The sequence below is a fragment of the Escherichia sp. MOD1-EC5990 genome, from assembly GCF_002965285.1.
GTDB classification, from domain to species: Bacteria; Pseudomonadota; Gammaproteobacteria; order Enterobacterales; family Enterobacteriaceae; genus Escherichia; species Escherichia coli_F.
In genome coordinates, this window is record NZ_PTRV01000006.1 from 204314 (window position 1) to 228964 (window position 24651).

Sequence of the window (24651 nt, forward strand, 5' to 3'; positions counted from 1 at the left end):
ATTTATTTTCTGTTGCTATTCCATTCCTCCCAGGTCGTGATGGTGATTTCAGGATCTTTGCCGGTTGCACTTTGGGTAAGCCCCGAAACCAGTTCTCTAATTTCTTCTTCACTTTGGGTACTGATAAGTCCAAAAGTGTTAGTCCCCAGCTCATGGATATTTCCATCATCATCCGTCATGGTGAGCAAAAAACCGTCGCGAGTCAGGTAATTATTCAACTCGTTAATTTCAGTCAATGTATCCTCGTGCAACATGACGGTTATGACATAACGGACAAGATCGCCACTGGCCATAGTTCACCCCTTTGTTATCACATGACTTTTGAGCATAGTCGGAGAAACGCGTTGCCGACAGGTTGGTGGTGATTCCCCCAATGCAGGGGGAATGTTTCAGTTAGCGGGAAAGGTAAGCGTAAATTTTTTGTGTATCGTCATGGGAGCACAGGCGTGTTCCCTGATTGAGTGTGGCTGCACTCCCCGCAGCTACGCCAAAACGGACCATCTCTTCAAGAGAGGCATTTTCTGCCAGTTTCAGTGTCATCGCGCCGACCATGCTGTCACCAGCGCCTACGGTGCTCTGGCTTTTCACCGGTGGTGGCACAACCTGAATGCAGTTTTCACTATCAACGCCCAGCGCCCCTTGTGGACCCAGGGAAACGACAACTCGTTTGGCCTTGCCGCTATTAACGATTTCCTGCGCGGCTTTGCGGACATCGTCTGGCTGGGTGAGTTCGCGATTCACCAGCGCACTGAGTTCTTTTTGGTTAGGCTTAACCAACTCGATGTTACCAATCGCCAGTGCTGCACTTAACGCTTCGCCAGAACTGTCGACGATACAGCGGATCCCTTGGTTTTGCGCAGCGGAAATCAGTTGGGTTAATTTTTCTAGCTTCACACCTGGCGGCAGGCTTCCGCTTATGACCAGGATAGCACCGGATTCAATTTCCAGAACTTGCTCTTCAAGCTGGCGAAACTCATCTTCACTTAATGCCGCGCCTGGCATGACAAAACGATACTGCTCACCGCTTGCTTCCACATGTACGTGTAAATTCTGCCGGGTCCAGTCTTTGGCTTCTACAGTAGCGACGGGGACATTTTCATCTGCCAACAGTGAAACCAGATGTTCGCCGGTCGCACCACCCGCCGGGAAGATCGCTGTGGCACTGCCTCCAAGATGGGCAATGGCGCGGGCGACGTTGATGCCGCCGCCTCCGGGTTCGAATACCGGTGCGGTACAGCGCAGCTTTCCTTCGGGATAAATTTGCGGGGTAATTGTTGCGCTATCGAGAGAGGGCGCAAGTGTCAACGTATAGATACGTACCATCATTTCCTCCTATAGGCTGATTTCAGTCTGGCACCGAATCAGCGGAAAGTGAAGAAATTAACAATATGATTTATTAGAGCTTTATTTAAAATTTTGCAGATAAATATATATAAATAAAAATCTGTTTTCGCCACATGCTTATTCAAAAAATGAAATAAGAATACATTGCTAAGTTATTCGCGCCTTTTTATAATTCGTTACCTTTCCAGGGACGCTAATCTTTGATCCTTAAGAAAGTTTCCGGGACCGCGAAGGTCTCTTTTTTTGTTGTACGGACTCTTGATAAATGAAGCTTTTGAAGACAGTTCCTGCCATCGTTATGTTGGCGGGGGGCATGTTTGCGTCACTGAATGCAGCTGCCGATGATTCCGTTTTTACTGTCATGGACGATCCTGCCAGCGCTAAAAAACCTTTCGAAGGTAATCTGAATGCAGGATATCTTGCACAATCAGGCAATACGAAAAGCTCCTCACTTACGGCTGACACTACCATGACCTGGTATGGACATACCACTGCCTGGTCGCTGTGGGGAAACGCCAGTAATACCTCTTCTAATGATGAGCGTTCTTCAGAAAAATATGCGGCGGGCGGGCGTAGCCGTTTTAATTTAACTGATTATGACTATTTATTTGGGCAGGCAAGCTGGCTGACAGACCGTTATAACGGCTATCGAGAGCGCGATGTGTTGACCGCGGGTTATGGTCGCCAGTTTTTGAATGGCCCGGTACACAGTTTCCGCTTTGAATTCGGTCCAGGTGTGCGTTACGACAAATATACCGACAATGCCAGTGAAACCCAGCCGCTGGGTTATGCCTCCGGGGCTTATGCATGGCAGTTGACTGACAACGCTAAATTTACGCAGGGTGTTTCCGTCTTTGGCGCGGAAGACACAACGCTGAACTCTGAAAGCGCATTAAATGTTGCTATTAATGAACATTTTGGACTGAAGGTGGCTTACAACGTCACATGGAACTCTGAACCTCCAGAGTCTGCACCGGAACATACCGATCGTCGGACAACCTTATCGCTGGGCTACAGCATGTAACATTATCTGCCGGACCGTAGTATGCGGTCTGGCTGTTTTCGTTTGTCACTGCTCAGCCCCAAATCATTGCTGCCCAACGTAGCAACAACATAGCGCCACAGATTGCCAGTAGCACCACCACCATCTTCCAGTGTTTTTTATCAAAGCGTTTAGTCGGCATACCAGTGTCCTGCATATCTCTTGTGCGTGATAACGGAGTGTAACAAAAGGGACAGGCAACAAGGGATTTTTTGCAATTGCAGCCGTCGGGTGGCGTTGTGCACCCGGTCACTGTTATTGAGTTTAAAGTATATGTATCAACATATACATCGTAAATATTTAGTTATAAATACGCCTGTAGTTCATCTGGACTAAAGCTCAGGCTTTGGCTGATTACATTTATAGCTGCATAATATGTTTCTACCGTTTTATAATGATTATGATGAATGGCTATATGAACAGCTGATATGTTGTCATAATTTTTAGCGGCCAACAGTGTGAATAACTGATGTTGACTAAAAGAATATTTTTTTGCAAAAGTACACAGCGTCGATATATAAGATAGCACGACGTCTTCATTACCCTTGCTCATGGCGATGTATAAAGCAGGGGTTCCATGTGCTGTTGCGCCTTTTAATAAATCCATGATATTAATTTTACTGAGGTTATATTTAAAGGCGATTCCATAAATTTTTGAGAGGAACCGTGTGACACACAAAGGGTGATTATTTTCCATTGCAGCGAATAATCCTGGTTCACCGTCGTGTATTTTCATTGCTAAAATATCCATTACCAGCTTTTTGTTTAAAAGCTCTTGTGCTATTGGAGTGGTTAATGTATTAAGGAAGATATTGATTATTTCATCGAATCCATACAACATGGTAATGTAGAGTCCAGGTGTGTCATTGGCACTTTTAGTTTGCAGTAACTTAACTAGATTATTTTTATGAATGATGCGACTATTTACCAGTGACTGAATTTCTTGCATAAATATTTTTACGTTGTCAGTATGTCCGTTCATCATAGCCAGAAATAAAGCAGGAGTACCAACGCTATTCTGCGCAGTTATTATTTTAATGATTTCTTTTTCAGGGAGTATGCGCAACTGTTTGAATAATGTAATAAGCTGTTGAGTCTGTCCTGTGGCCATTATTAACAACATTGCCGATGGATGTATAGGGGCAAATGGCATTCGTGTCGCAATACCCTCGAAAATAGCCGCTGGAACTCCCTCAGGTAATAGAGGGAGAATTGCAATTGCACAGTTGCGAACATACATATCAGCCCAGGTCTGAGCATCGGGACCTGAACTGATGAACTTATCAAGCGAGACAAAGCCTCGTGCTGTCCTGTGGGTGCCTCTGACGGCAACATTGGTGTCGTTCGGATCGTAAACGGACACAACATAATTTAACTGTCCATCCGCTGCTAACTTTATTCGTAGCCTTACTGATAAAGTATGATTGTCTATATATAAAATCGCGGACATATGACTGACATTGTTTGCCATCATTCGACAGAAGAAAATATCTAAAGCGAAGCCAAAATCCTTACTCGCGATAACGCGACTCCCTGCAGGAGGATGGCGAAGTAATGCTCTGAACTCCGCGTCCCGGACTATAGGGACATGCTGTTGTATGGATTCAACGGAGGAGTAATGTTTAATCAGGTTGACTTTGCCTTTTCCATTTCCCAATGAATCAAGGGCGTATTGTAATGACAGATGGCGACAAAATATAGCGTCAGAAGGAGATTGCAAAAAAAATGCACTACCATTGAGATTTACTGTTGGTTGTATAGTTTTTTCTCTATGGATTTTTTTTGACAGCTTCATGCAATGGTTACGTTTTTCGGCAGTTGACTGTTCCTGTTCAATATAATCCAGTATGCTTCGCAAATGGTTAGCTTTAATGGGCGTGGTTTCCAGGAGTAAGGAAATGATTTCTTTTTTATAGTGTAATGTAATGTAATGAGTATATTTTCTGCATGGATGGGGGAAGTGGCAAAGTTAATGATAAAAAGGGCAGTGGAATAACAATTTTGTGATATTTTTCGACAGCTTGCGGTAAATTCCTGAGTAACACAGTATGACAGCATCGAACTTAAATCAGAGGTATCAAGTAGGGTGATGAGCTGGCGCGCAAATTGATTAATAGGCTCTGCTGAAGGCGTTGGTATGTCGCTATCGATGTGCACTCTATGAGGAGACTTATAATGAGTTCTGATAATGATATCGTTTTCACTCATAATCTATTCGCCTTATATATGTCTGGATGTTTTGAGTATGATGATTAATTATTATCGCCAGAACGAAATGTGCACGAAAAATTGCTATAAGAATTGTGTCACTTTTATCATTGCGATATGACCAGTTCGTCATTAATCTCATGATCGTTTAAATACCACCGCCAAATAGCGCAACGAACTTTGCTGGATTCAGTTTATCTGCGTAAATCCGCTCGCAGTAAACCTTTCAGACGCTGCGTGATGTTATCAGTGGTTCTTTAAGCGTTTTGCTGGTGTACTCACTACAAACGAATTGCGAATCGAATCAATGTGAAACGGAAAGGTACAATCTCCCTTTTTTTAGTGTTAACATCGTTCAACCGGGTGGAAGGTGAGAGGTTAATGTCTTTCATTTGTGTACCTGATTGCGAACCAATTTAGCATTTGTTGGCTAGATGGTTTCGCAATGAACTGTTAATAAACAAATTTTTCTTTGTATGTGATCTTTCGTGTGGGTCACCACTGCAAATAAGGATATAAAATGCCTGTTATAACTCTTCCTGATGGCAGCCAACGCCATTACGACCACGCTGTAAGCCCCATGGATGTTGCGCTGGACATTGGTCCAGGTCTGGCGAAAGCCTGTATCGCAGGGCGCGTTAATGGTGAACTGGTTGATGCTTGCGATCTGATTGAAAACGACGCACAACTGTCGATCATTACCGCCAAAGACGAAGAAGGTCTGGAGATCATTCGTCACTCCTGTGCGCACCTGTTAGGGCACGCGATTAAACAACTTTGGCCGCATACCAAAATGGCAATCGGCCCGGTTATTGACAACGGTTTTTATTACGACGTTGATCTTGACCGCACGTTAACCCAGGAAGATGTCGAAGCACTCGAGAAGCGGATGCATGAGCTTGCTGAGAAAAACTACGACGTCATTAAAAAGAAAGTCAGCTGGCACGAAGCGCGTGAAACTTTCGCCAACCGTGGGGAGAGCTACAAAGTCTCCATTCTTGACGAAAACATCGCCCATGATGACAAGCCAGGTCTGTACTTCCATGAAGAATATGTCGACATGTGCCGCGGTCCGCACGTACCGAACATGCGTTTCTGCCATCATTTCAAACTGATGAAAACGGCAGGGGCTTACTGGCGTGGCGACAGCAACAACAAAATGTTGCAACGTATTTACGGTACGGCGTGGGCAGACAAAAAAGCGCTAAACGCTTACCTGCAGCGCCTGGAAGAAGCCGCGAAACGCGACCACCGTAAAATCGGTAAACAGCTCGACCTGTACCATATGCAGGAAGAAGCGCCGGGTATGGTCTTCTGGCACAACGACGGTTGGACCATCTTCCGTGAACTGGAAGTGTTTGTTCGTTCTAAACTGAAAGAGTACCAGTATCAGGAAGTTAAAGGTCCGTTCATGATGGACCGTGTTCTGTGGGAAAAAACCGGTCACTGGGACAACTACAAAGATGCAATGTTCACCACGTCTTCTGAGAACCGTGAATACTGCATTAAGCCGATGAACTGCCCGGGTCACGTACAAATTTTCAACCAGGGGCTGAAGTCTTATCGCGATCTGCCGCTGCGTATGGCCGAGTTTGGTAGCTGCCACCGTAACGAGCCGTCAGGTTCGCTGCATGGCCTGATGCGTGTACGTGGTTTTACCCAGGATGACGCGCATATCTTCTGTACTGAAGAACAAATTCGCGATGAAGTTAACGGATGTATCCGTTTAGTCTATGATATGTACAGCACTTTTGGCTTCGAGAAGATCGTCGTCAAACTCTCCACTCGTCCTGAAAAACGTATTGGCAGCGACGAAATGTGGGATCGTGCTGAGGCGGACCTGGCAGTTGCGCTGGAAGAAAACAACATCCCGTTTGAATATCAACTGGGTGAAGGCGCTTTCTACGGTCCGAAAATTGAATTTACCCTGTATGACTGCCTCGATCGTGCATGGCAGTGCGGTACAGTACAGCTGGACTTCTCCTTGCCGTCTCGTCTGAGCGCCTCCTATGTGGGTGAAGACAACGAGCGTAAGGTACCGGTAATGATTCACCGCGCAATTCTGGGGTCGATGGAACGTTTCATCGGTATCCTGACCGAAGAATTCGCTGGTTTCTTCCCGACCTGGCTTGCGCCGGTTCAGGTTGTTATCATGAATATTACCGATTCACAGTCTGAATACGTTAACGAATTGACGCAAAAACTATCAAATGCGGGCATTCGTGTTAAAGCAGACTTGAGAAATGAGAAGATTGGCTTTAAAATCCGCGAGCACACTTTGCGTCGCGTCCCATATATGCTGGTCTGTGGTGATAAAGAGGTGGAATCAGGCAAAGTTGCCGTTCGCACCCGCCGTGGTAAAGACCTGGGAAGCATGGACGTAAATGAAGTGATCGAGAAGCTGCAACAAGAGATTCGCAGCCGCAGTCTTAAACAATTGGAGGAATAAGGTATTAAAGGCGGAAAACGAGTTCAAACGGCGCGCCCTAACCGTATCAATGGCGAAATTCGCGCCCAGGAAGTTCGCTTAACAGGTCTGGAAGGCGAGCAGCTTGGTATTGTGAGTCTGAGAGAAGCTCTGGAGAAAGCAGAAGAAGCCGGAGTAGACTTAGTCGAGATCAGCCCTAACGCCGAGCCGCCGGTTTGTCGTATAATGGATTACGGCAAATTCCTCTATGAAAAGAGCAAGTCTTCTAAGGAACAGAAGAAAAAGCAAAAAGTTATCCAGGTTAAGGAAATTAAATTCCGTCCTGGTACAGATGAAGGCGACTATCAGGTAAAACTCCGCAGCCTGATTCGCTTTCTCGAAGAGGGTGATAAAGCCAAAATCACGCTGCGTTTCCGCGGTCGTGAGATGGCGCACCAGCAAATCGGTATGGAAGTGCTTAATCGCGTGAAAGACGATTTGCAAGAACTGGCAGTGGTCGAATCCTTCCCAACGAAGATCGAAGGCCGCCAGATGATCATGGTGCTCGCTCCTAAGAAGAAACAGTAAGGCCTTCAAGTAGCACTGTCTGTGGAGCCTTTGGGCTTCACAGGCATTGTTCGCCTTTGTTTCGTTTATTAACAATGCGAAGTGGAAGTTATTAAAATGCCAAAAATTAAGACCGTACGCGGTGCTGCTAAGCGCTTCAAAAAAACCGGTAAAGGTGGTTTTAAGCACAAGCACGCTAACCTGCGTCACATTCTGACCAAAAAAGCGACCAAACGTAAACGTCACCTGCGTCCGAAAGCCATGGTTTCCAAAGGCGATCTGGGCCTGGTAATCGCGTGCCTGCCGTACGCATAAGCCGTTAACGTTTTTAACTTTTTAATTAGAATATAGATACAGGAGAGCACATATGGCTCGCGTAAAACGTGGTGTAATTGCACGCGCACGTCACAAGAAAATTTTGAAACAAGCTAAAGGCTACTACGGTGCGCGTTCTCGCGTATACCGCGTTGCCTTCCAGGCTGTTATCAAAGCTGGTCAGTATGCTTACCGTGACCGTCGTCAACGTAAGCGTCAGTTCCGTCAACTGTGGATTGCGCGTATCAACGCAGCAGCACGTCAGAACGGTATTTCTTACAGCAAATTCATCAATGGCCTGAAAAAAGCCTCTGTTGAAATCGACCGTAAGATCCTGGCTGATATCGCAGTATTCGACAAAGTAGCGTTCACCGCTCTGGTTGAAAAAGCGAAAGCAGCTCTGGCATAAGCCAGTTGAAAGAGGGAGCTAGTCTCCCTCTTTTCGTTTCAACGCCATCAAAACATTGACTTTTATCGCCGTAGCCTTTTCAATAAAGGTCTTTTGAAAAGTACCAAAAGGTAACGCAAGCAATGAATGCTGCTATTTTCCGCTTCTTTTTTTACTTTAGCACCTGACTCCAGGAGGCTAGCGCGTGAGAAGAGAAACGGAAAACAGCGCCTGAAAGCCTCCCAGTGGAGGCTTTTTTTGTATGCGCGTTTTGAAAAATAAAAAGCCTGTCTCATCAGGCGTAATTGTCGCAGCCAGTCTGGGCACGGCCAGCGCGGAGAAACCGGAGCGTACTTAAGTACGTGAGGATTTCGAGCACTGCCCGGGACCAAAATGGCAAGTAAAATAGCCTGATGGGATAGGCTCTAAGTCCAACGAACCAGTGTCACCACTGACACAATGAGGAAAACCATGTCACATCTCGCAGAACTGGTTGCCAGTGCGAAGGCGGCCATTAGCCAGGCGTCAGATGTTGCCGCGTTAGACAATGTGCGCGTCGAATATTTGGGTAAAAAAGGGCACTTAACCCTTCAGATGACGACCCTGCGTGAGCTGCCGCCAGAAGAACGCCCGGCAGCCGGTGCGGTTATCAACGAAGCGAAAGAGCAGGTTCAGCAGGCGCTGAATGCACGTAAAGCGGAACTGGAAAGCGCAGCGCTGAATGCGCGTCTGGCTGCGGAAACGATTGATGTCTCCCTGCCGGGTCGTCGTATTGAAAACGGCGGTCTGCATCCGGTGACCCGTACCATCGACCGTATCGAAAGTTTCTTCGGTGAGCTTGGCTTTACCGTGGCAACCGGGCCGGAAATCGAAGACGATTATCATAACTTCGATGCTCTGAACATTCCTGGTCACCACCCGGCGCGCGCTGACCACGACACTTTCTGGTTTGACGCTACCCGCCTGCTGCGTACCCAGACCTCTGGCGTACAGATCCGCACCATGAAAGCTCAGCAGCCACCGATTCGTATCATCGCGCCTGGCCGCGTTTATCGTAACGACTACGACCAGACTCACACGCCGATGTTCCATCAGATGGAAGGTCTGATTGTTGATACCAACATCAGCTTTACCAACCTGAAAGGCACGCTGCACGACTTCCTGCGTAACTTCTTTGAGGAAGATTTGCAGATCCGCTTCCGTCCTTCCTACTTCCCGTTTACCGAACCTTCTGCAGAAGTGGACGTCATGGGGAAAAACGGTAAATGGCTGGAAGTACTGGGCTGCGGGATGGTGCATCCGAACGTGCTGCGTAATGTTGGCATCGATCCGGAAGTTTACTCTGGTTTCGCCTTCGGGATGGGGATGGAGCGTCTGACTATGTTGCGTTACGGCGTCACCGACCTGCGTTCATTCTTCGAAAACGATCTGCGTTTCCTCAAACAGTTTAAATAAGGCAGGAATAGATTATGAAATTCAGTGAACTGTGGTTACGCGAATGGGTGAACCCGGCGATTGATAGTGATGCGTTGGCAAATCAAATCACCATGGCTGGCCTGGAAGTTGACGGTGTAGAACCGGTTGCCGGTAGCTTCCACGGCGTGGTTGTGGGTGAAGTGGTTGAGTGTGCGCAGCATCCGAACGCTGACAAACTGCGAGTGACAAAAGTGAATGTCGGCGGCGATCGCCTGCTGGACATTGTCTGCGGTGCGCCAAACTGCCGTCAGGGCCTGCGTGTGGCGGTAGCGACCATTGGTGCTGTTCTGCCGGGTGATTTCAAAATTAAAGCGGCAAAACTGCGCGGCGAACCGTCTGAAGGGATGCTGTGCTCCTTTTCTGAGCTGGGAATTTCTGACGATCACAGCGGCATTATCGAACTGCCAGCGGATGCGCCGATTGGCACCGACATCCGCGAATACCTGAAACTCGATGACAACACCATCGAAATCAGCGTGACACCAAACCGTGCCGATTGCTTAGGCATTATCGGCGTGGCGCGTGATGTTGCCGTGCTGAACCAGCTGCCGCTGGTTGAACCGGAAATCGTTCCGGTTGGTGCGACCATCGACGACACGCTGCCGATTGCAGTAGAAGCGCCGGAAGCCTGCCCGCGTTATCTTGGCCGTGTGGTAAAAGGCATTAACGTTAAAGCGCCAACTCCGCTGTGGATGAAAGAAAAACTGCGTCGTTGCGGGATCCGTTCTATCGATGCAGTTGTTGACGTCACCAACTATGTGCTGCTCGAACTGGGCCAGCCGATGCACGCTTTCGATAAAGATCGCATTGAAGGCGGCATTGTGGTGCGGATGGCGAAAGAGGGCGAAACGCTGGTACTGCTCGACGGTACCGAAGCGAAGCTGAACGCTGACACCCTGGTCATCGCCGACCACAACAAGGCGCTGGCGATGGGCGGCATCTTTGGTGGCGAACACTCTGGCGTGAATGACGAAACGCAAAACGTCCTGTTGGAATGCGCTTTCTTCAGCCCACTGTCTATCACCGGTCGTGCTCGTCGTCATGGCCTGCATACTGATGCGTCTCACCGTTATGAGCGTGGCGTTGATCCGGCACTGCAGCACAAAGCGATGGAACGTGCGACCCGTCTGCTGATCGACATCTGCGGTGGTGAGGCTGGTCCGGTAATTGATATCACCAACGAAGCAACGCTGCCGAAGCGTGCAACCATCACTTTGCGTCGCAGCAAACTGGATCGCCTGATTGGTCATCATATTGCCAATGAGCAGGTTACTGACATTCTGCGTCGTCTCGGCTGCGAAGTGACCGAAGGCAAAGACGAGTGGCAGGCAGTTGCGCCGAGCTGGCGTTTCGACATGGAGATTGAAGAAGATCTGGTCGAAGAAGTCGCGCGTGTTTACGGCTACAACAACATCCCTGATGAGCCGGTGCAGGCAAACCTGATTATGGGTACTCACCGTGAAGCCGATCTGTCGCTCAAGCGCGTGAAAACGCTGCTCAACGACAAAGGCTATCAGGAAGTGATCACCTACAGCTTCGTTGATCCGAAAGTGCAGCAGATGATCCATCCAGGTGTTGAAGCCTTACTGCTGCCAAGCCCTATTTCCGTTGAAATGTCAGCAATGCGTCTTTCTCTGTGGACCGGCCTGCTGGCAACCGTGGTGTACAACCAGAACCGTCAGCAAAACCGTGTGCGCATTTTCGAAAGCGGTCTGCGTTTTGTGCCAGATACTCAGGCACCGTTGGGCATTCGTCAGGATCTGATGTTAGCCGGTGTTATTTGCGGTAACCGTTACGAAGAGCACTGGAACCTGGCAAAAGAGACCGTTGATTTCTATGATTTGAAAGGCGATCTTGAATCCGTTCTCGACCTGACCGGTAAACTGGCTGATGTTGAGTTCCGTGCGCAAGCGAATCCGGCGCTGCATCCGGGGCAATCCGCAGCGATTTATCTGAAAGGTGAACGTATTGGTTTTGTTGGGGTTGTTCATCCTGAACTGGAACGTAAACTGGATCTTAACGGTCGCACTCTGGTGTTCGAACTGGAGTGGAACAAGCTCGCAGACCGCGTGGTGCCTCAGGCGCGTGAGATTTCTCGCTTCCCGGCGAACCGTCGTGACATCGCGGTGGTGGTCGCAGAAAACGTTCCCGCAGCGGATATTTTATCCGAATGTAAGAAAGTTGGCGTAAATCAGGTAGTTGGCGTAAACTTATTTGACGTGTACCGCGGTAAGGGTGTTGCGGAGGGGTATAAGAGCCTCGCCATAAGCCTGATCCTGCAAGATACCAGCCGTACACTCGAAGAAGAGGAGATTGCCGCTACCGTCGCCAAATGTGTAGAGGCATTAAAAGAGCGATTCCAGGCATCATTGAGGGATTGAACCTATGGCGCTTACAAAAGCTGAAATGTCAGAATATCTGTTTGATAAGCTTGGGCTTAGCAAGCGGGATGCCAAAGAACTGGTTGAACTGTTTTTCGAAGAGATCCGTCGAGCTCTGGAAAACGGCGAACAGGTGAAACTCTCTGGTTTTGGTAACTTCGATCTGCGTGATAAGAATCAACGCCCGGGACGTAACCCGAAAACGGGCGAGGATATTCCCATTACAGCACGGCGCGTGGTGACCTTCAGACCCGGGCAGAAGTTAAAAAGCCGGGTCGAAAACGCTTCGCCCAAAGACGAGTAATCTGATCTAACTAAAAAGGCCGCTCTGCGGCCTTTTTTCTTTTCACTGTCGAAGAGTCACCGTAAAATCAACGCCATGACACTTCAGCAGAACGGATACCATGCTGACACTTGCCCGCCAACAACAGCGACAAAATATTCGCTGGTTATTATGCCTGTCAGTTTTGATGCTGCTGGCGCTTCTCTTAAGCCTTTGCGCCGGTGAACAATGGATTTCGCCAGGTGACTGGTTTACTCCTCGTGGCGAACTGTTCATCTGGCAAATTCGCCTGCCACGTACGCTGGCTGTATTGCTGGTTGGTGCGGCGCTGGCTATATCCGGCTCTGTAATGCAGGCATTGTTTGAAAATCCTCTGGCAGAACCTGGACTACTTGGCGTCTCTAACGGCGCAGGCGTAGGGCTTATCGCCGCGGTATTGCTTGGGCAAGGGCAATTCCCAAACTGGGCACTAGGGCTGTGTGCGATTGCTGGCGCGCTTATCATCACTTTAATACTCTTACGTTTTGCCCGTCGTCATCTTTCGACCAGTCGGTTATTGCTGGCTGGTGTTGCATTAGGGATTATCTGTAGCGCACTAATGACGTGGGCTATCTATTTTTCCACCTCTGTTGATTTACGTCAGCTGATGTACTGGATGATGGGCGGTTTTGGCGGCGTAGACTGGCGGCAAAGTTGGCTGATGCTGGCATTGATACCCGTGTTGTTGTGGATCTGTTGTCAGTCCAGACCGATGAATATGTTAGCACTTGGCGAGATCTCGGCGCGGCAACTAGGTTTACCCCTGTGGTTCTGGCGCAATGTGCTGGTGGCAGCGACCGGCTGGATGGTTGGCGTCAGTGTGGCGTTGGCGGGTGCTATCGGCTTTATTGGTCTGGTGATCCCACATATTCTCCGGTTATGTGGTTTGACCGATCATCGCGTATTACTTCCCGGCTGCGCGCTGGCAGGGGCGAGCGCATTGCTGCTGGCCGATGTTGTAGCGCGCCTGGCATTAGCTGCCGCAGAGCTGCCTATTGGCGTGGTCACCGCAACGTTGGGTGCGCCGGTGTTTATCTGGTTATTGTTAAAAGCAGGACGTTAGCCGCAAAAGACGGTCTATGATTAAAAGCTAAGATTTTTACTGACCACCCAGGAGAAACGATGCAAGATTCCATTCTGACGACCGTAGTGAAAGATATCGACGGTGAAGTGGCCACGCTGGAGAAGTACGCCGGTAATGTGCTGTTGATTGTCAATGTCGCCTCAAAGTGTGGCTTAACGCCGCAATATGAGCAGTTGGAGAATATTCAGAAAGCCTGGGCCGATCGTGGTTTTGTGGTGTTGGGATTCCCGTGCAACCAGTTTCTGGAGCAAGAACCGGGCAGCGATGAAGAGATTAAAACTTACTGCACCACTACCTGGGGGGTGACGTTCCCGATGTTCAGTAAGATTGAAGTTAATGGCGAAGGACGCCATCCGCTGTATCAAAAATTGATTGCCGCAGCGCCGACGGCAGTCGCGCCGGAAGAGAGCGGATTCTATGCCCGTATGGTCAGCAAAGGTCGTGCACCGCTGTACCCTGATGATATTTTATGGAATTTTGAGAAATTTTTAGTTGGCAGGGACGGATTGGTCATCCAGCGTTTTTCCCCGGATATGACGCCGGAAGATCCCATTGTGATGGAAAGCATTAAACTGGCGTTGGCGAAATAATGTCTATTGTGATGCAGCTACAGGATGTTGCGGAATCAACCCGCCTTGGGCCGCTTTCTGGCGAGGTTCGGGCTGGGGAGATCCTGCATCTGGTGGGGCCGAATGGCGCGGGTAAGAGTACCTTACTGGCGCGAATGGCCGGAATGACCAGCGGTAAGGGAAGCATTCAGTTCGCGGGGCAACCACTGGAAGCATGGTCCGCAACAAAACTCGCGCTGCATCGCGCCTATCTTTCACAACAACAGACGCCACCGTTTGCAATGCCGGTCTGGCACTACCTGACACTGCATCAGCACGATAAAACGCGTACCGAACTACTGAATGATGTCGCAGGGGCGCTGGCTCTTGATGACAAACTCGGACGTAGCACCAATCAACTTTCCGGCGGCGAATGGCAACGCGTACGTCTTGCTGCGGTGGTGCTGCAAATCACACCACAAGCCAATCCCGCAGGCCAATTACTACTTCTTGATGAGCCTATGAACAGTCTTGATGTTGCGCAACAAAGTGCGTTAGACAAAATTCTGAGCGCGCTGTGTCAGCAAGGACTGGCGATTGTTATGAGCAGTCACGATCTCAACCACACCTTGCGTCATGCGCATCGGGCGTGGTTGCTAAAAGGTGGAAAAATGCTGGCCAGTGGACGCAGAGAAGAGGTGCTCACGCCGCCAAATCTGGCGCAGGCCTATGGGATGAATTTTCGCCGTCTGGATATCGAAGGTCACAGAATGCTGATTTCGACCATCTGATTTCATTAGTATCTTGAAAATCGGGTAATTACGACGCTAAATTAATGCAAGAATAAAAAACAGAGGAACCGTACGGAATGCGTTTCTGCCTTATTTTGATCACAGCACTGTTTCTGGCCGGGTGTAGCCACCATAAAGCACCGCCGCCAAATGCCAGACTTTCTGATTCGATTACCGTTATTGCCGGTTTGAACGACCAGCTACAGAGCTGGCATGGCACGCCGTATCGTTATGGTGGCATGACGCGGCGCGGTGTGGACTGTTCGGGGTTTGTGGTTGTGACGATGCGCGATCGTTTCGATTTGCAGCTGCCCCGTGAAACCAAACAACAAGCCTCTATCGGCACGCAAATTGATAAAGACGAGTTGCTGCCTGGTGACCTGGTCTTTTTCAAAACGGGCTCCGGACAAAATGGTTTGCATGTAGGTATTTACGATACCAACAACCAATTTATCCACGCCTCTACCAGCAAGGGAGTGATGCGTTCCTCACTCGATAATGTCTATTGGCAGAAAAATTTCTGGCAGGCGAGACGAATCTAGTATGTCGAAAAATGGACGGCGATGATACATCTCCGTCCATTTACTCCTGAATACAGTAGTATTTTACAGACAAAAATACCGTATATGGATTATTCGTTTATAATCAGGATAATCTAATAAAAGGACCCCTGAAAAAGTGGTTAACATGGAACAAATGAAAGTTACTCCTTCTGTAATTGTTATGTCTTATGGCCTCATCCCTTTTAGCCGGATACTGAAAAACATCCTTCGAGAGGGACGGTTACCATGAAGATTTTTTTGGAGAATCTTTATCGTTCTGATTGCTATTTCCTGCCGATAAGAGATAACCAGCAAGACCTTGTCGGCGTTGAGTTAATTACCCATTTCTCCAGTGAAGATGGTACGGTTCGTATACCGACGAGTCGGGTTATAGCGCAACTTACCGAGGAGCAACATTGGCAATTATTTTCTGAGCAGTTGGAATTGCTAAAATCATGCCAACACTTTTTTATTCAACATAAACTCTTTGCCTGGCTTAATTTAACCCCACAAGTGGCTACTTTATTATTAGACAGGGATAATTACGCGGGCGAACTATTAAAATATCCGTTTATTGAACTGTTGATTAATGAGAATTACCCGCATCTCGATGAAGGAAAAGATAATCGCGATCTTTTGTCCTTATCGCAAATGTATCCCCTTGTGTTAGGTAATTTGGGCGCAGGCAATAGCACAATGAAAGCGGTTTTTGATGGTCTTTTCACCCGCGTCATGCTGGATAAAAGTTTTATTCAGCAACAAATCACGCATCGCTCCTTCGAACCGTTTATTCGTGCGCTCCAGGCGCAAATTTCCCCATGTTGCAATTGCATCATCGCGGGGGGCATTGATACGCCAGAAATAATGGCACAGATTACCCCCTTTGATTTCCATGCTCTCCAGGGATGCCTGTGGCCTGCCGTTCCTGTAAATCAGATAACGACGTTGGTTCAGCGATAACCCTCCTGTTTGCTGGTGTTTAAGACGAGAGTAACCGTCTACACTATCAAACAGGAGGATCTATGACCCTGTCTTTTATTACCCGTTGGCGCGATGAATTGCCAGCAACCTATACAACACTTTCCCCTACGCCTTTAAATAATGCCCGGCTGATTTGGCATAATGCCGAACTGGCTAACACGCTGGGTATTCCATCGTCACTGTTTAAAAATGGCGCAGGTGTCTGGGGTGGCGAAACCCTACTGCCTGGTATGTCACCACTGGCGCAGGTTTACAGTGGTCATCAGTTCGGCGTCTGGGCGGGCCAACTGGGTGATGGGCGCGGCATTTTACTCGGCGAACAACGGCTTGCTGATGGCACTACAATGGACTGGCATCTGAAAGGTGCTGGCCTGACGCCTTATTCGCGAATGGGTGATGGACGGGCGGTTTTACGTTCGACGATACGAGAAAGTCTCGCCAGTGAGGCGATGCATTATCTGGGCATTCCGACGACCCGCGCGTTGAGTATCGTCACCAGCGATTCACCAGTGTATCGGGAAACGGTGGAGCCAGGCGCGATGCTGATGCGTGTGGCACCAAGCCATCTGCGCTTTGGTCATTTCGAACATTTTTACTATCGCCGCGAGCCGGAAAAGGTTCGTCAGTTAGCTGAATTTGCTATTCGTCATTACTGGTCACATCTTGCAGATGATGAGGACAAATACCGTCTCTGGTTTACCGATGTTGTCGCACGTACCGCATCGTTAATTGCCCAATGGCAGACGGTCGGCTTTGCTCATGGGGTGATGAATACCGACAACATGTCGCTGCTGGGGCTGACGCTTGATTACGGGCCGTTTGGTTTTCTTGATGATTACGAACCCGGTTTTATTTGTAATCACTCGGATCACCAAGGGCGTTACAGCTTTGATAATCAACCTGCCGTCGCGTTGTGGAATTTACAGCGTCTGGCGCAGACATTGTCACCATTTGTTGCCGTAGATGCCCTGAATGAGGCCCTGGACAGCTATCAGCAGGTTTTGTTGACGCATTATGGACAACGGATGCGGCAGAAACTGGGCTTCATGACGGAGCAAAAAGAGGATAACGCGCTACTGAATGAATTATTCAGTCTGATGGCGCGAGAGCGCAGCGATTATACCCGCACATTCCGCATGCTGAGTCTGACCGAGCAGTACAGCGCGGCGTCACCGCTACGTGATGAGTTTATCGATCGTGCGGCATTTGATGACTGGTTTGCCCGTTATCGGGTACGTTTGCAACAAGACGAGGTTACCGATAGTGAGCGTCAGCAGCTGATGCAAAGCGTAAATCCTTCGCTGGTGTTGCGCAACTGGTTGGCGCAACGGGCGATTGAAGCGGCAGAAAAGGGTGATATGACGGAATTGCACCGCCTGCATGAGGCGTTGCGAAATCCTTTCAGCGACAGGGATGATGACTATGTCAGTCGTCCACCTGACTGGGGTAAACGGCTGGAAGTCAGCTGCTCGAGTTAAAGGCTACTTGGTCAATAGCAGCTTGCCAGCCTGAGTTTTACGGAGCAGATATTCTTGCCCGTCATGATCGATAATCAGTTTGCCATCCGGACCTAACAGTGTCTGGCTGGTAATTCGCCGAATGGGCTGCGGGGAGGCGGTCTTGTGATTGGCATCCGTTTCAGGCGTGAGTTTTCTGCTATCCGTATAACGCATAAAAATTAATAATAATTGATATAACAATGATTCTTATTATCAATATTCTGGCGGGCCAGAGCAAGCAGTAATTTGTTGAGAAGACAACAAGTTGCGCAGAAATGCCCATTCCGTCAGGAATGGGCACGCATTCAGAAGCGGGTATCAACCGCAGAGGCGAGTTTTTCGACCAGGCGTTCGGTATCTTCCCAGCCCAGACACGGGTCGGTAATCGATTGACCGTAAGTGAGCGGCTGACCGCCGACGATTTTTTGCGTTCCTTCGCGCAGGAAACTTTCCGCCATAATTCCAGCAATCGCCGTAGAGCCATTGCGGATTTGCTGACAAATATCCTCACAAACTTCTAACTGGCGACGATGCTGCTTCTGGCAGTTGCCGTGGCTGAAATCCACCACCAGATGTTCAGGTAAATCAAACTCGTGCAACGTATCGCAGGCAGCGGCGATATCATCCGCATGGTAATTCGGCTTTTTGCCGCCACGCATAATAATGTGGCCATACGGATTGCCGCTGGTCTGATAGATGGTCATCTGACCATTTTTGTCTGGCGAGAGGAACATATGGCTGGCGCGGGCTGCGCGGATAGCATCCACGGCAATCCGCGTGTTGCCATCGGTACCATTTTTAAAACCTACCGGACAGGAGAGTGCCGAAGCCATTTCACGGTGGATCTGACTTTCGGTAGTACGTGCGCCAATCGCGCCCCAACTGATTAAATCAGCAATAAACTGACCGGTCACCATATCGAGGAACTCAGTCGCGGTAGGGACGCCCAGCTCATTGACCTGTAAAAGTAATTTGCGCGCCAGCTCCAGACCGTGATTTACCCGATAGCTGCCGTTTAAATCCGGATCGGAGATTAGCCCTTTCCAGCCGACTACAGTTCGTGGTTTTTCAAAATAGGTGCGCATTACGATTTCCAGCCGTGACTGGTACTGGTTGCGCAGCGACTGCAGACGGGTGGCGTACTCCATTGCAGCGGTGAGATCGTGGATCGAGCAGGGGCCAATAATGACCAACAGTCGCTTATCTTCACCATTCAGTATTTTTTCAATTCTGCGGCGGGAGTCGGTGACATGGGTGGCGACGCCAGGCGTTACGGGATACCGTAGCGCGAGTTCGGCGGGCGTTACCAGGCTCTCAATACGCGCAGTACGGAGTTCGTCAGTTCTGTTCATTACAAGTCTCAGAAATTTGTTGCTTCTACGGCAGGACTACCGGGAAGTGATGCGCATCACGATAAACCAATCGCAGCTGATTTCAAGTGCGAGGTGTGTCACACCTCGCCGGGTGGTTAGCATGATAACAAAAAAACAAGTTAATGCACTAGTTCTCTAGTACATTCGACGACTAAGGCCCATGATATCAAGGATCTTGGTGGCAATCTCTTCTACCGAATAATTGGTACTGTTAATCCATGGGATCTGATTCTTACGGTACAACGCTTCCACTTCCGCGACTTCCATCCTGCACTGACGAAGCGAGGCATAGCGACTGTTCTCCCGACGTTCCTCGCGAATCGCCGCCAGACGTTCCGGGTCGATAGTCAGGCCGAACAATTTATGCTGAAGCGGTTTGAGCGACGCGGGTAGCACCAGATTATCCATATCGTCGGCAATAAAGGGGTAGTTTGCCGCGCGGATACCAAATTGCATTGCCAGATACAGACTGGTGGGGGTTTTACCACAGCGAGAAACGCCGAGCAGGATCACCTGAGCCTGGTCCAGATTGCGCAACGAAATGCCGTCGTCATGGGCAAGGGTGTAATCAATCGCCGCAATGCGCGCATCGTATTTATTGAGATTATTAGGGTTAAGGCCATGGGTACGATGAGCAATCGGCGTTGGATCCAGTTTCATCTCTTGCTGTAGCGGGGCAACCAGCGCCTGAACGATATCCTGGCAAAAGCCTTCACTTTGCAAGATGATGGCGCGAATCTCCGGCAACACGATGGAGTAGAAGACCAGTGGGCGCACACCTGTCTGGTGATAAATTGCGTCAATCTGATCCTTCACTGCCCGTGCACGGCTCTCATTTTCGACAAACGGCAGCGTAATGCTGCTGATAGTGACGGGAAATTGTGACATTACTGCGTGTCCTAATACCTCCGCAGTTATTGCCGTACCATCAGAAATATAAAAAACGTGGCGATCAACAGCATTATCCATTTTGTTCTTCCCGTAATGCAGACATAATTCTATGAAAGCATAAATTAAAAACGCACAGAAGCGTAGAACGTTATGTCTGGTTTATAAAATGAACCTTCAATTTTATTTTTTATGAAAACAGCATTTCATTTTTACGGTTTCGTTTATACCGATGGTTTATGTGGAAATTGTCGAAGAGAGCAGATTTGCGCAACGCTGGGATCAGTCTTAAAAAGTAAAAAAATATATTTGCTTGAACGATTCACCGTTTTTTTCATCCGGTTAAATATGCAAAGATAAATGCGCAGAAATGTGTTTCTCAAACCGTTCATTTATCACAAAAGGATTGTTCGATGTCCAACAATGGCTCGTCACCGCTGGTGCTTTGGTATAACCAACTCGGCATGAATGATGTAGACAGGGTTGGGGGCAAAAATGCCTCCCTGGGTGAAATGATTACTAACCTTTCCGGAATGGGTGTTTCCGTTCCGAATGGTTTCGCCACAACCGCCGACGCGTTTAACCAGTTTCTGGACCAAAGCGGCGTAAACCAGCGCATTTATGAACTGCTGGATAAAACGGATATTGACGATGTTACCCAGCTTGCGAAAGCGGGCGCGCAAATCCGCCAGTGGATTATCGACACTCCCTTCCAGCCTGAGCTGGAAAACGCCATCCGCGAAGCCTATGCACAGCTTTCCGCCGATGACGAAAACGCCTCTTTTGCGGTGCGTTCCTCCGCTACTGCAGAAGATATGCCGGACGCTTCTTTTGCCGGTCAGCAGGAAACTTTCCTCAACGTTCAGGGTCTTGACGCCGTTCTCGTGGCAGTGAAACATGTATTTGCTTCTCTGTTTAACGATCGCGCCATCTCTTATCGTGTGCACCAGGGTTACGATCACCGTGGCGTGGCGCTCTCCGCCGGTGTTCAGCGGATGGTGCGTTCCGACCTCGCATCTTCTGGCGTGATGTTCTCCATTGATACCGAATCCGGCTTTGACCAGGTGGTGTTTATCACTTCCGCTTGGGGCCTTGGTGAAATGGTCGTGCAGGGCGCGGTTAACCCGGATGAGTTTTACGTACATAAACCGACACTGGCGGCAAATCGCCCGGCTATCGTGCGCCGCACCATGGGGTCAAAAAAAATCCGCATGGTTTACGCGCCGACCCAGGAGCACGGCAAGCAGGTTAAAATCGAAGACGTACCGCAGGAACAGCGTGACATCTTCTCGCTGACCAACGAAGAAGTGCAGGAGCTGGCAAAACAGGCCGTACAAATTGAGAAACACTACGGTCGCCCAATGGATATTGAGTGGGCGAAAGATGGCCACACCGGCAAACTGTTCATTGTGCAGGCGCGTCCGGAAACCGTGCGCTCACGCGGTCAGGTCATGGAGCGTTATACGTTGCATTCACAGGGTAAGATTATCGCCGAAGGCCGTGCTATCGGTCATCGCATCGGCGCGGGTCCGGTGAAAGTCATTCATGACATCAGCGAAATGAACCGCATTGAACCTGGCGACGTGCTGGTCACTGACATGACCGACCCAGATTGGGAACCGATCATGAAGAAAGCATCTGCCATCGTCACCAACCGTGGCGGTCGTACCTGTCACGCGGCGATTATCGCTCGTGAACTGGGCATTCCGGCGGTAGTGGGCTGTGGTGATGCAACAGAACGGATGAAAGACGGTGAGAACGTCACTGTTTCTTGTGCAGAGGGTGATACCGGTTACGTCTATGCTGAGTTGCTGGAATTTAGCGTGAAAAGCTCCAGCGTGGAAACGATGCCGGATCTGCCGTTGAAAGTGATGATGAACGTCGGTAACCCGGACCGTGCTTTCGATTTCGCCTGCCTGCCGAACGAAGGCGTGGGCCTTGCGCGTCTGGAATTTATCATCAACCGTATGATTGGCGTCCACCCACGCGCACTGCTTGAGTTTGACGATCAGGAACCGCAGTTGCAAAACGAAATCCGCGAGATGATGAAAGGTTTTGATTCTCCGCGTGAGTTTTACGTTGGTCGTCTGACTGAAGGGATCGCGACGTTGGGTGCTGCGTTTTATCCGAAGCGTGTCATTGTCCGTCTCTCTGATTTTAAATCGAACGAATACGCCAACCTGGTCGGTGGTGAACGTTACGAGCCAGATGAAGAGAACCCAATGCTCGGCTTCCGTGGCGCGGGACGTTATGTTTCCGACAGCTTCCGCGACTGCTTCGCACTGGAGTGTGAAGCGGTGAAACGTGTGCGCAACGACATGGGACTGACCAACGTTGAGATCATGATCCCGTTCGTGCGTACCGTAGATCAGGCGAAAGCGGTGGTTGAAGAACTGGCGCGCCAGGGGCTGAAACGTGGTGAAAACGGGCTGAAGATCATCATGATGTGTGAAATTCCGTCCAACGCCTTACTGGCAGAGCAGTTCCTCGAATATTTCGACGGCTTCTCAATTGGCTCAAACGATATGACGCAGCTTGCGCTTGGTCTGGACCGAGACTCCGGCGTGGTGTCTGAACTGTTCGATGAGCGCAACGATGCAGTGAAAGCACTGCTGTCGATGGCGATTCGTGCCGCGAAGAAGCAGGGCAAATATGTCGGGATTTGCGGTCAGGGTCCGTCCGACCATGAAGACTTTGCCGCCTGGCTGATGGAAGAGGGGATCGATAGCTTGTCCCTGAATCCGGACACTGTGGTACAAACCTGGTTAAGCCTGGCTGAACTGAAGAAATAAAATAAATACCCGGCGGCGTTTTGTCGCCGGGTTTACGTGATCCCCGAGTATGAAACTTATTCAACCTCTTCGCAGATATCCTGAGTTAATCGCCGCATAATATCTTTCCTTAACAAAAACTTTTGTATTTTACCTGATGCAGTACGTGGTAATTTCTCTGTTACCACAATATGTTCAGGATATTTATATTTTGCTACCCGTTTACGGCTAAAAAAAGCCACTATGTCTTTCAGCGATATTGAATGATGTGGCGCTTTCAGCACGACATAAGCGCATGAACGTTCACCTAAGCGTTCATCGGGCATTGCCACAACACAAGCATCATGAATTTTAGGATGCTGTAATAAAATATCTTCCACTTCACGACTGCTAATATTTTCCCCGCCGCGGACAATAATATCTTTCTTGCGCCCGGTTATTTTTATATAGCCAGCTTCATCCATTCGGCAGAGATCGCCGCTGTAATACCAGCCTTCTTCATCCAGCGCACGGGCGGTTAATTCAGGTTCATCAAAATACCCCATAAATACATTGGGGCCACGCGAGGCTTCTTCACCTACACAACCAGGCGGTAAGGTCTTGCGTGCATCATCGACCACTTTAATCTCTACGCCTGCGGCAGCGTAACCATCGGTGTTCATAAAGCGCGACAAAGGATCGTCGAGATTTACCACCGCATGCGGCGAACTTTCTGTGGAACCATAAACACTTAATAATTTAATGCCGCGTTGTTGGCATTCACGCGCCACCTTTTTGGGGATCGTGGTGCCGCCGCAAAGAAAGAAGCGGAGTGCTGAAAGGTCCGCAGGCTGTTTTTCCAGTAAGTTCAGCAAATCATAGACAAATGGCGTGGCGCCGAGCATACAGGTGCAACGCTGCTGCTCAAGCAGCGCGAGACACGCATCAGGAGTGAAAATATCTAACAACACGCTGCGAGCACCAATCAAAAAAGGTGCCGTTACGCCATGCAGAAAGCCCGTTGCGTGACCAAGTGGCGCAGGCATCATAAAGACATCCTGCCAGGTCAGGTTCAGCCGCGCGCAATATGCCCGCTCACTGGCGAGAATATTGTTATGCGTTAGCATCACGCCCTTTGGCTGCCCCTCAGTTCCGGAGGTAAATAGCACTGCTGCTAATTCATCGCCGTGGACCGTTATTGCCTTAGTCAGTGGGGTATTGTCGGCGATAAGATGACTTAACGAGAGGGACGAGGTGGCGGGGGCCAGTTTGTCGACGCCGACGATTTGCTGTAGTTGTGGAAGCTGATTTTGCAGCGGCAGGATTAAATCTACCGGACGCGTTTGTTTAAACAACGTCGGTGCAAAGAACATTTTTGCCTGACACTTATTGAGCACCCACACCAGTTCAGCCTCCCGCCAGGAAGGCAACAGCGGCACGGAAACCGCACCGGTTTTCAGGCAGGCAAGATAGATAACGGTAAATTCACACCAGCCAGGCAGTTGAAAAGCAATGCGATCCCCTGATTCAATACCCTTCGCCAGCATCCAGTTTGCCAGACAGCTCGCGGCGTGATCGAGCTCGCTATAGGTGTACGATGCACCATGATTATCGACCACGGCAATTTTATCTGGCATCGAACGAGCGGTCTGCTGCCAGTAATCGGCCAGCGAAGCATCGCCCCATAATCCTTGTTGACGATAAGCCGCACGACGTTGTTCGTTAAACGTTAATGTCACTTTCAT

23 protein-coding genes, 1 pseudogene and 1 other annotated feature are annotated in these 24651 nt (G+C 49.3%); of the genes and pseudogenes, 16 read left to right on the forward strand and 8 right to left on the reverse strand.

What is annotated here, in order from left to right:
- Nucleotides 1–2 precede the first annotated feature (2 nt).
- Together ghoS and pfkB are read right to left on the reverse strand one after the other, a co-directional pair.
- Nucleotides 3–293: a type V toxin-antitoxin system endoribonuclease antitoxin GhoS gene (gene ghoS / locus BEB42_RS09775; RefSeq protein WP_000146149.1), complete on the reverse strand. Its 291-nt coding sequence runs from the start codon at nucleotides 291–293 to the stop codon at nucleotides 3–5.
- Nucleotides 294–393: 100 nt separating this feature from the next.
- Nucleotides 394–1323, reverse strand: coding sequence for a 6-phosphofructokinase II (gene pfkB, locus BEB42_RS09780; protein WP_000251742.1), 930 nt, complete (start codon nucleotides 1321–1323; stop codon nucleotides 394–396).
- 286 nt (nucleotides 1324–1609) lie between these two features.
- Between pfkB and BEB42_RS09785 the strand changes: the two genes are divergently transcribed.
- Complete coding sequence (locus tag BEB42_RS09785) at nucleotides 1610–2368, forward strand: DUF481 domain-containing protein (protein WP_000771391.1); 759 nt, start codon at nucleotides 1610–1612, stop codon at nucleotides 2366–2368.
- A 52-nt stretch (nucleotides 2369–2420) separates the two neighbouring features.
- Here BEB42_RS09785 and yniD read toward each other — a convergent pair whose 3' ends face one another.
- Complete coding sequence (gene yniD, locus BEB42_RS09790) at nucleotides 2421–2528, reverse strand: small membrane protein YniD (RefSeq protein WP_001142445.1); 108 nt, start codon at nucleotides 2526–2528, stop codon at nucleotides 2421–2423.
- A 162-nt stretch (nucleotides 2529–2690) separates the two neighbouring features.
- A pseudogene (gene espL1, locus BEB42_RS09795) lies at nucleotides 2691–4594 on the reverse strand (type III secretion system effector EspL1).
- A gap of 520 nt (nucleotides 4595–5114) precedes the next feature.
- Here espL1 and thrS point away from each other — a divergent pair.
- The 14 genes from thrS to selO all read left to right on the forward strand — a co-directional run bounded on the left by thrS (nucleotide 5115) and on the right by selO (nucleotide 17874).
- The gene (gene thrS / locus BEB42_RS09800; RefSeq protein ID WP_001144202.1) at nucleotides 5115–7043 is read left to right on the forward strand and encodes a threonine--tRNA ligase; all 1929 of its coding nucleotides are present in this window, start codon (nucleotides 5115–5117) and stop codon (nucleotides 7041–7043) included.
- Nucleotides 7044–7046: 3 nt separating this feature from the next.
- A complete protein-coding gene (gene infC / locus BEB42_RS09805; RefSeq protein ID WP_001700733.1) occupies nucleotides 7047–7589 on the forward strand; it encodes a translation initiation factor IF-3 in 543 nt (180 codons plus the stop codon).
- A 96-nt stretch (nucleotides 7590–7685) separates the two neighbouring features.
- Nucleotides 7686–7883: a 50S ribosomal protein L35 gene (gene rpmI, locus BEB42_RS09810; RefSeq protein ID WP_001124225.1), complete on the forward strand. Its 198-nt coding sequence runs from the start codon at nucleotides 7686–7688 to the stop codon at nucleotides 7881–7883.
- A 52-nt stretch (nucleotides 7884–7935) separates the two neighbouring features.
- Nucleotides 7936–8292 (forward strand): 50S ribosomal protein L20, encoded by a 357-nt coding sequence (gene rplT / locus BEB42_RS09815; protein ID WP_000124850.1) that lies wholly within the window; start codon nucleotides 7936–7938, stop codon nucleotides 8290–8292.
- Nucleotides 8293–8408: 116 nt separating this feature from the next.
- Nucleotides 8409–8533, forward strand: a sequence feature (Phe leader region).
- The gene (pheM, locus tag BEB42_RS26380; RefSeq protein WP_001386830.1) at nucleotides 8415–8459 is read left to right on the forward strand and encodes a pheST operon leader peptide PheM; all 45 of its coding nucleotides are present in this window, start codon (nucleotides 8415–8417) and stop codon (nucleotides 8457–8459) included. Its footprint overlaps the feature before it by 45 nt.
- Nucleotides 8534–8742: 209 nt before the next feature.
- Nucleotides 8743–9726 (forward strand): phenylalanine--tRNA ligase subunit alpha, encoded by a 984-nt coding sequence (gene pheS, locus BEB42_RS09825; RefSeq protein ID WP_000018588.1) that lies wholly within the window; start codon nucleotides 8743–8745, stop codon nucleotides 9724–9726.
- Nucleotides 9727–9740: 14 nt separating this feature from the next.
- On the forward strand, nucleotides 9741–12128 hold the full coding sequence (pheT, locus tag BEB42_RS09830) for a phenylalanine--tRNA ligase subunit beta (protein ID WP_000672339.1): 2388 nt from the start codon (nucleotides 9741–9743) through the stop codon (nucleotides 12126–12128).
- A gap of 4 nt (nucleotides 12129–12132) precedes the next feature.
- Complete coding sequence (gene ihfA, locus BEB42_RS09835; RefSeq protein ID WP_001229265.1) at nucleotides 12133–12432, forward strand: integration host factor subunit alpha; 300 nt, start codon at nucleotides 12133–12135, stop codon at nucleotides 12430–12432.
- A gap of 100 nt (nucleotides 12433–12532) precedes the next feature.
- Nucleotides 12533–13513 carry a vitamin B12 ABC transporter permease BtuC gene (gene btuC / locus BEB42_RS09840; RefSeq protein WP_000956521.1) on the forward strand — a complete coding sequence of 327 codons (981 nt, stop codon included), beginning with the start codon at nucleotides 12533–12535 and terminating at the stop codon, nucleotides 13511–13513.
- Between the two features lie 59 nt (nucleotides 13514–13572).
- The gene (gene btuE / locus BEB42_RS09845; protein ID WP_001154166.1) at nucleotides 13573–14124 is read left to right on the forward strand and encodes a bifunctional thioredoxin/glutathione peroxidase; all 552 of its coding nucleotides are present in this window, start codon (nucleotides 13573–13575) and stop codon (nucleotides 14122–14124) included.
- Nucleotides 14124–14873, forward strand: a complete 750-nt coding sequence (btuD, locus tag BEB42_RS09850) for a vitamin B12 ABC transporter ATP-binding protein BtuD (protein WP_000029466.1) — start codon at nucleotides 14124–14126, stop codon at nucleotides 14871–14873. Before btuE ends, btuD begins: the two co-directional genes overlap by 1 nt.
- 77 nt (nucleotides 14874–14950) lie before the next feature.
- Entirely contained in the window at nucleotides 14951–15415 is a 465-nt protein-coding gene (locus BEB42_RS09855) for a C40 family peptidase (RefSeq protein WP_001209785.1), read from the forward strand.
- Nucleotides 15416–15661: 246 nt separating this feature from the next.
- Nucleotides 15662–16375 (forward strand): anti-FlhDC factor, encoded by a 714-nt coding sequence (ydiV, locus tag BEB42_RS09860; protein ID WP_001353176.1) that lies wholly within the window; start codon nucleotides 15662–15664, stop codon nucleotides 16373–16375.
- A gap of 62 nt (nucleotides 16376–16437) precedes the next feature.
- Nucleotides 16438–17874: a protein adenylyltransferase SelO gene (gene selO / locus BEB42_RS09865; protein ID WP_000175609.1), complete on the forward strand. Its 1437-nt coding sequence runs from the start codon at nucleotides 16438–16440 to the stop codon at nucleotides 17872–17874.
- Between the two features lie 3 nt (nucleotides 17875–17877).
- Here the strand turns inward: selO and hemP are convergent, their stop codons facing one another.
- From hemP to ppsR, 3 genes are all read right to left on the reverse strand, one after another.
- Entirely contained in the window at nucleotides 17878–18069 is a 192-nt protein-coding gene (hemP, locus tag BEB42_RS09870) for a hemin uptake protein HemP (RefSeq protein WP_001270810.1), read from the reverse strand.
- Between the two features lie 131 nt (nucleotides 18070–18200).
- Nucleotides 18201–19247 carry a 3-deoxy-7-phosphoheptulonate synthase AroH gene (gene aroH / locus BEB42_RS09875; protein WP_001082226.1) on the reverse strand — a complete coding sequence of 349 codons (1047 nt, stop codon included), beginning with the start codon at nucleotides 19245–19247 and terminating at the stop codon, nucleotides 18201–18203.
- Nucleotides 19248–19403: 156 nt separating this feature from the next.
- Nucleotides 19404–20237: a posphoenolpyruvate synthetase regulatory kinase/phosphorylase PpsR gene (gene ppsR / locus BEB42_RS09880; protein ID WP_000368046.1), complete on the reverse strand. Its 834-nt coding sequence runs from the start codon at nucleotides 20235–20237 to the stop codon at nucleotides 19404–19406.
- A 332-nt stretch (nucleotides 20238–20569) separates the two neighbouring features.
- On the opposite strand from ppsR, the gene ppsA reads away from it, so the two are divergent.
- A complete protein-coding gene (gene ppsA, locus BEB42_RS09890; RefSeq protein WP_000069402.1) occupies nucleotides 20570–22948 on the forward strand; it encodes a phosphoenolpyruvate synthase in 2379 nt (792 codons plus the stop codon).
- Nucleotides 22949–23004: 56 nt separating this feature from the next.
- Here ppsA and fadK read toward each other — a convergent pair whose 3' ends face one another.
- Nucleotides 23005–24651: a medium-chain fatty-acid--CoA ligase gene (fadK, locus tag BEB42_RS09895; RefSeq protein ID WP_001353177.1), complete on the reverse strand. Its 1647-nt coding sequence runs from the start codon at nucleotides 24649–24651 to the stop codon at nucleotides 23005–23007.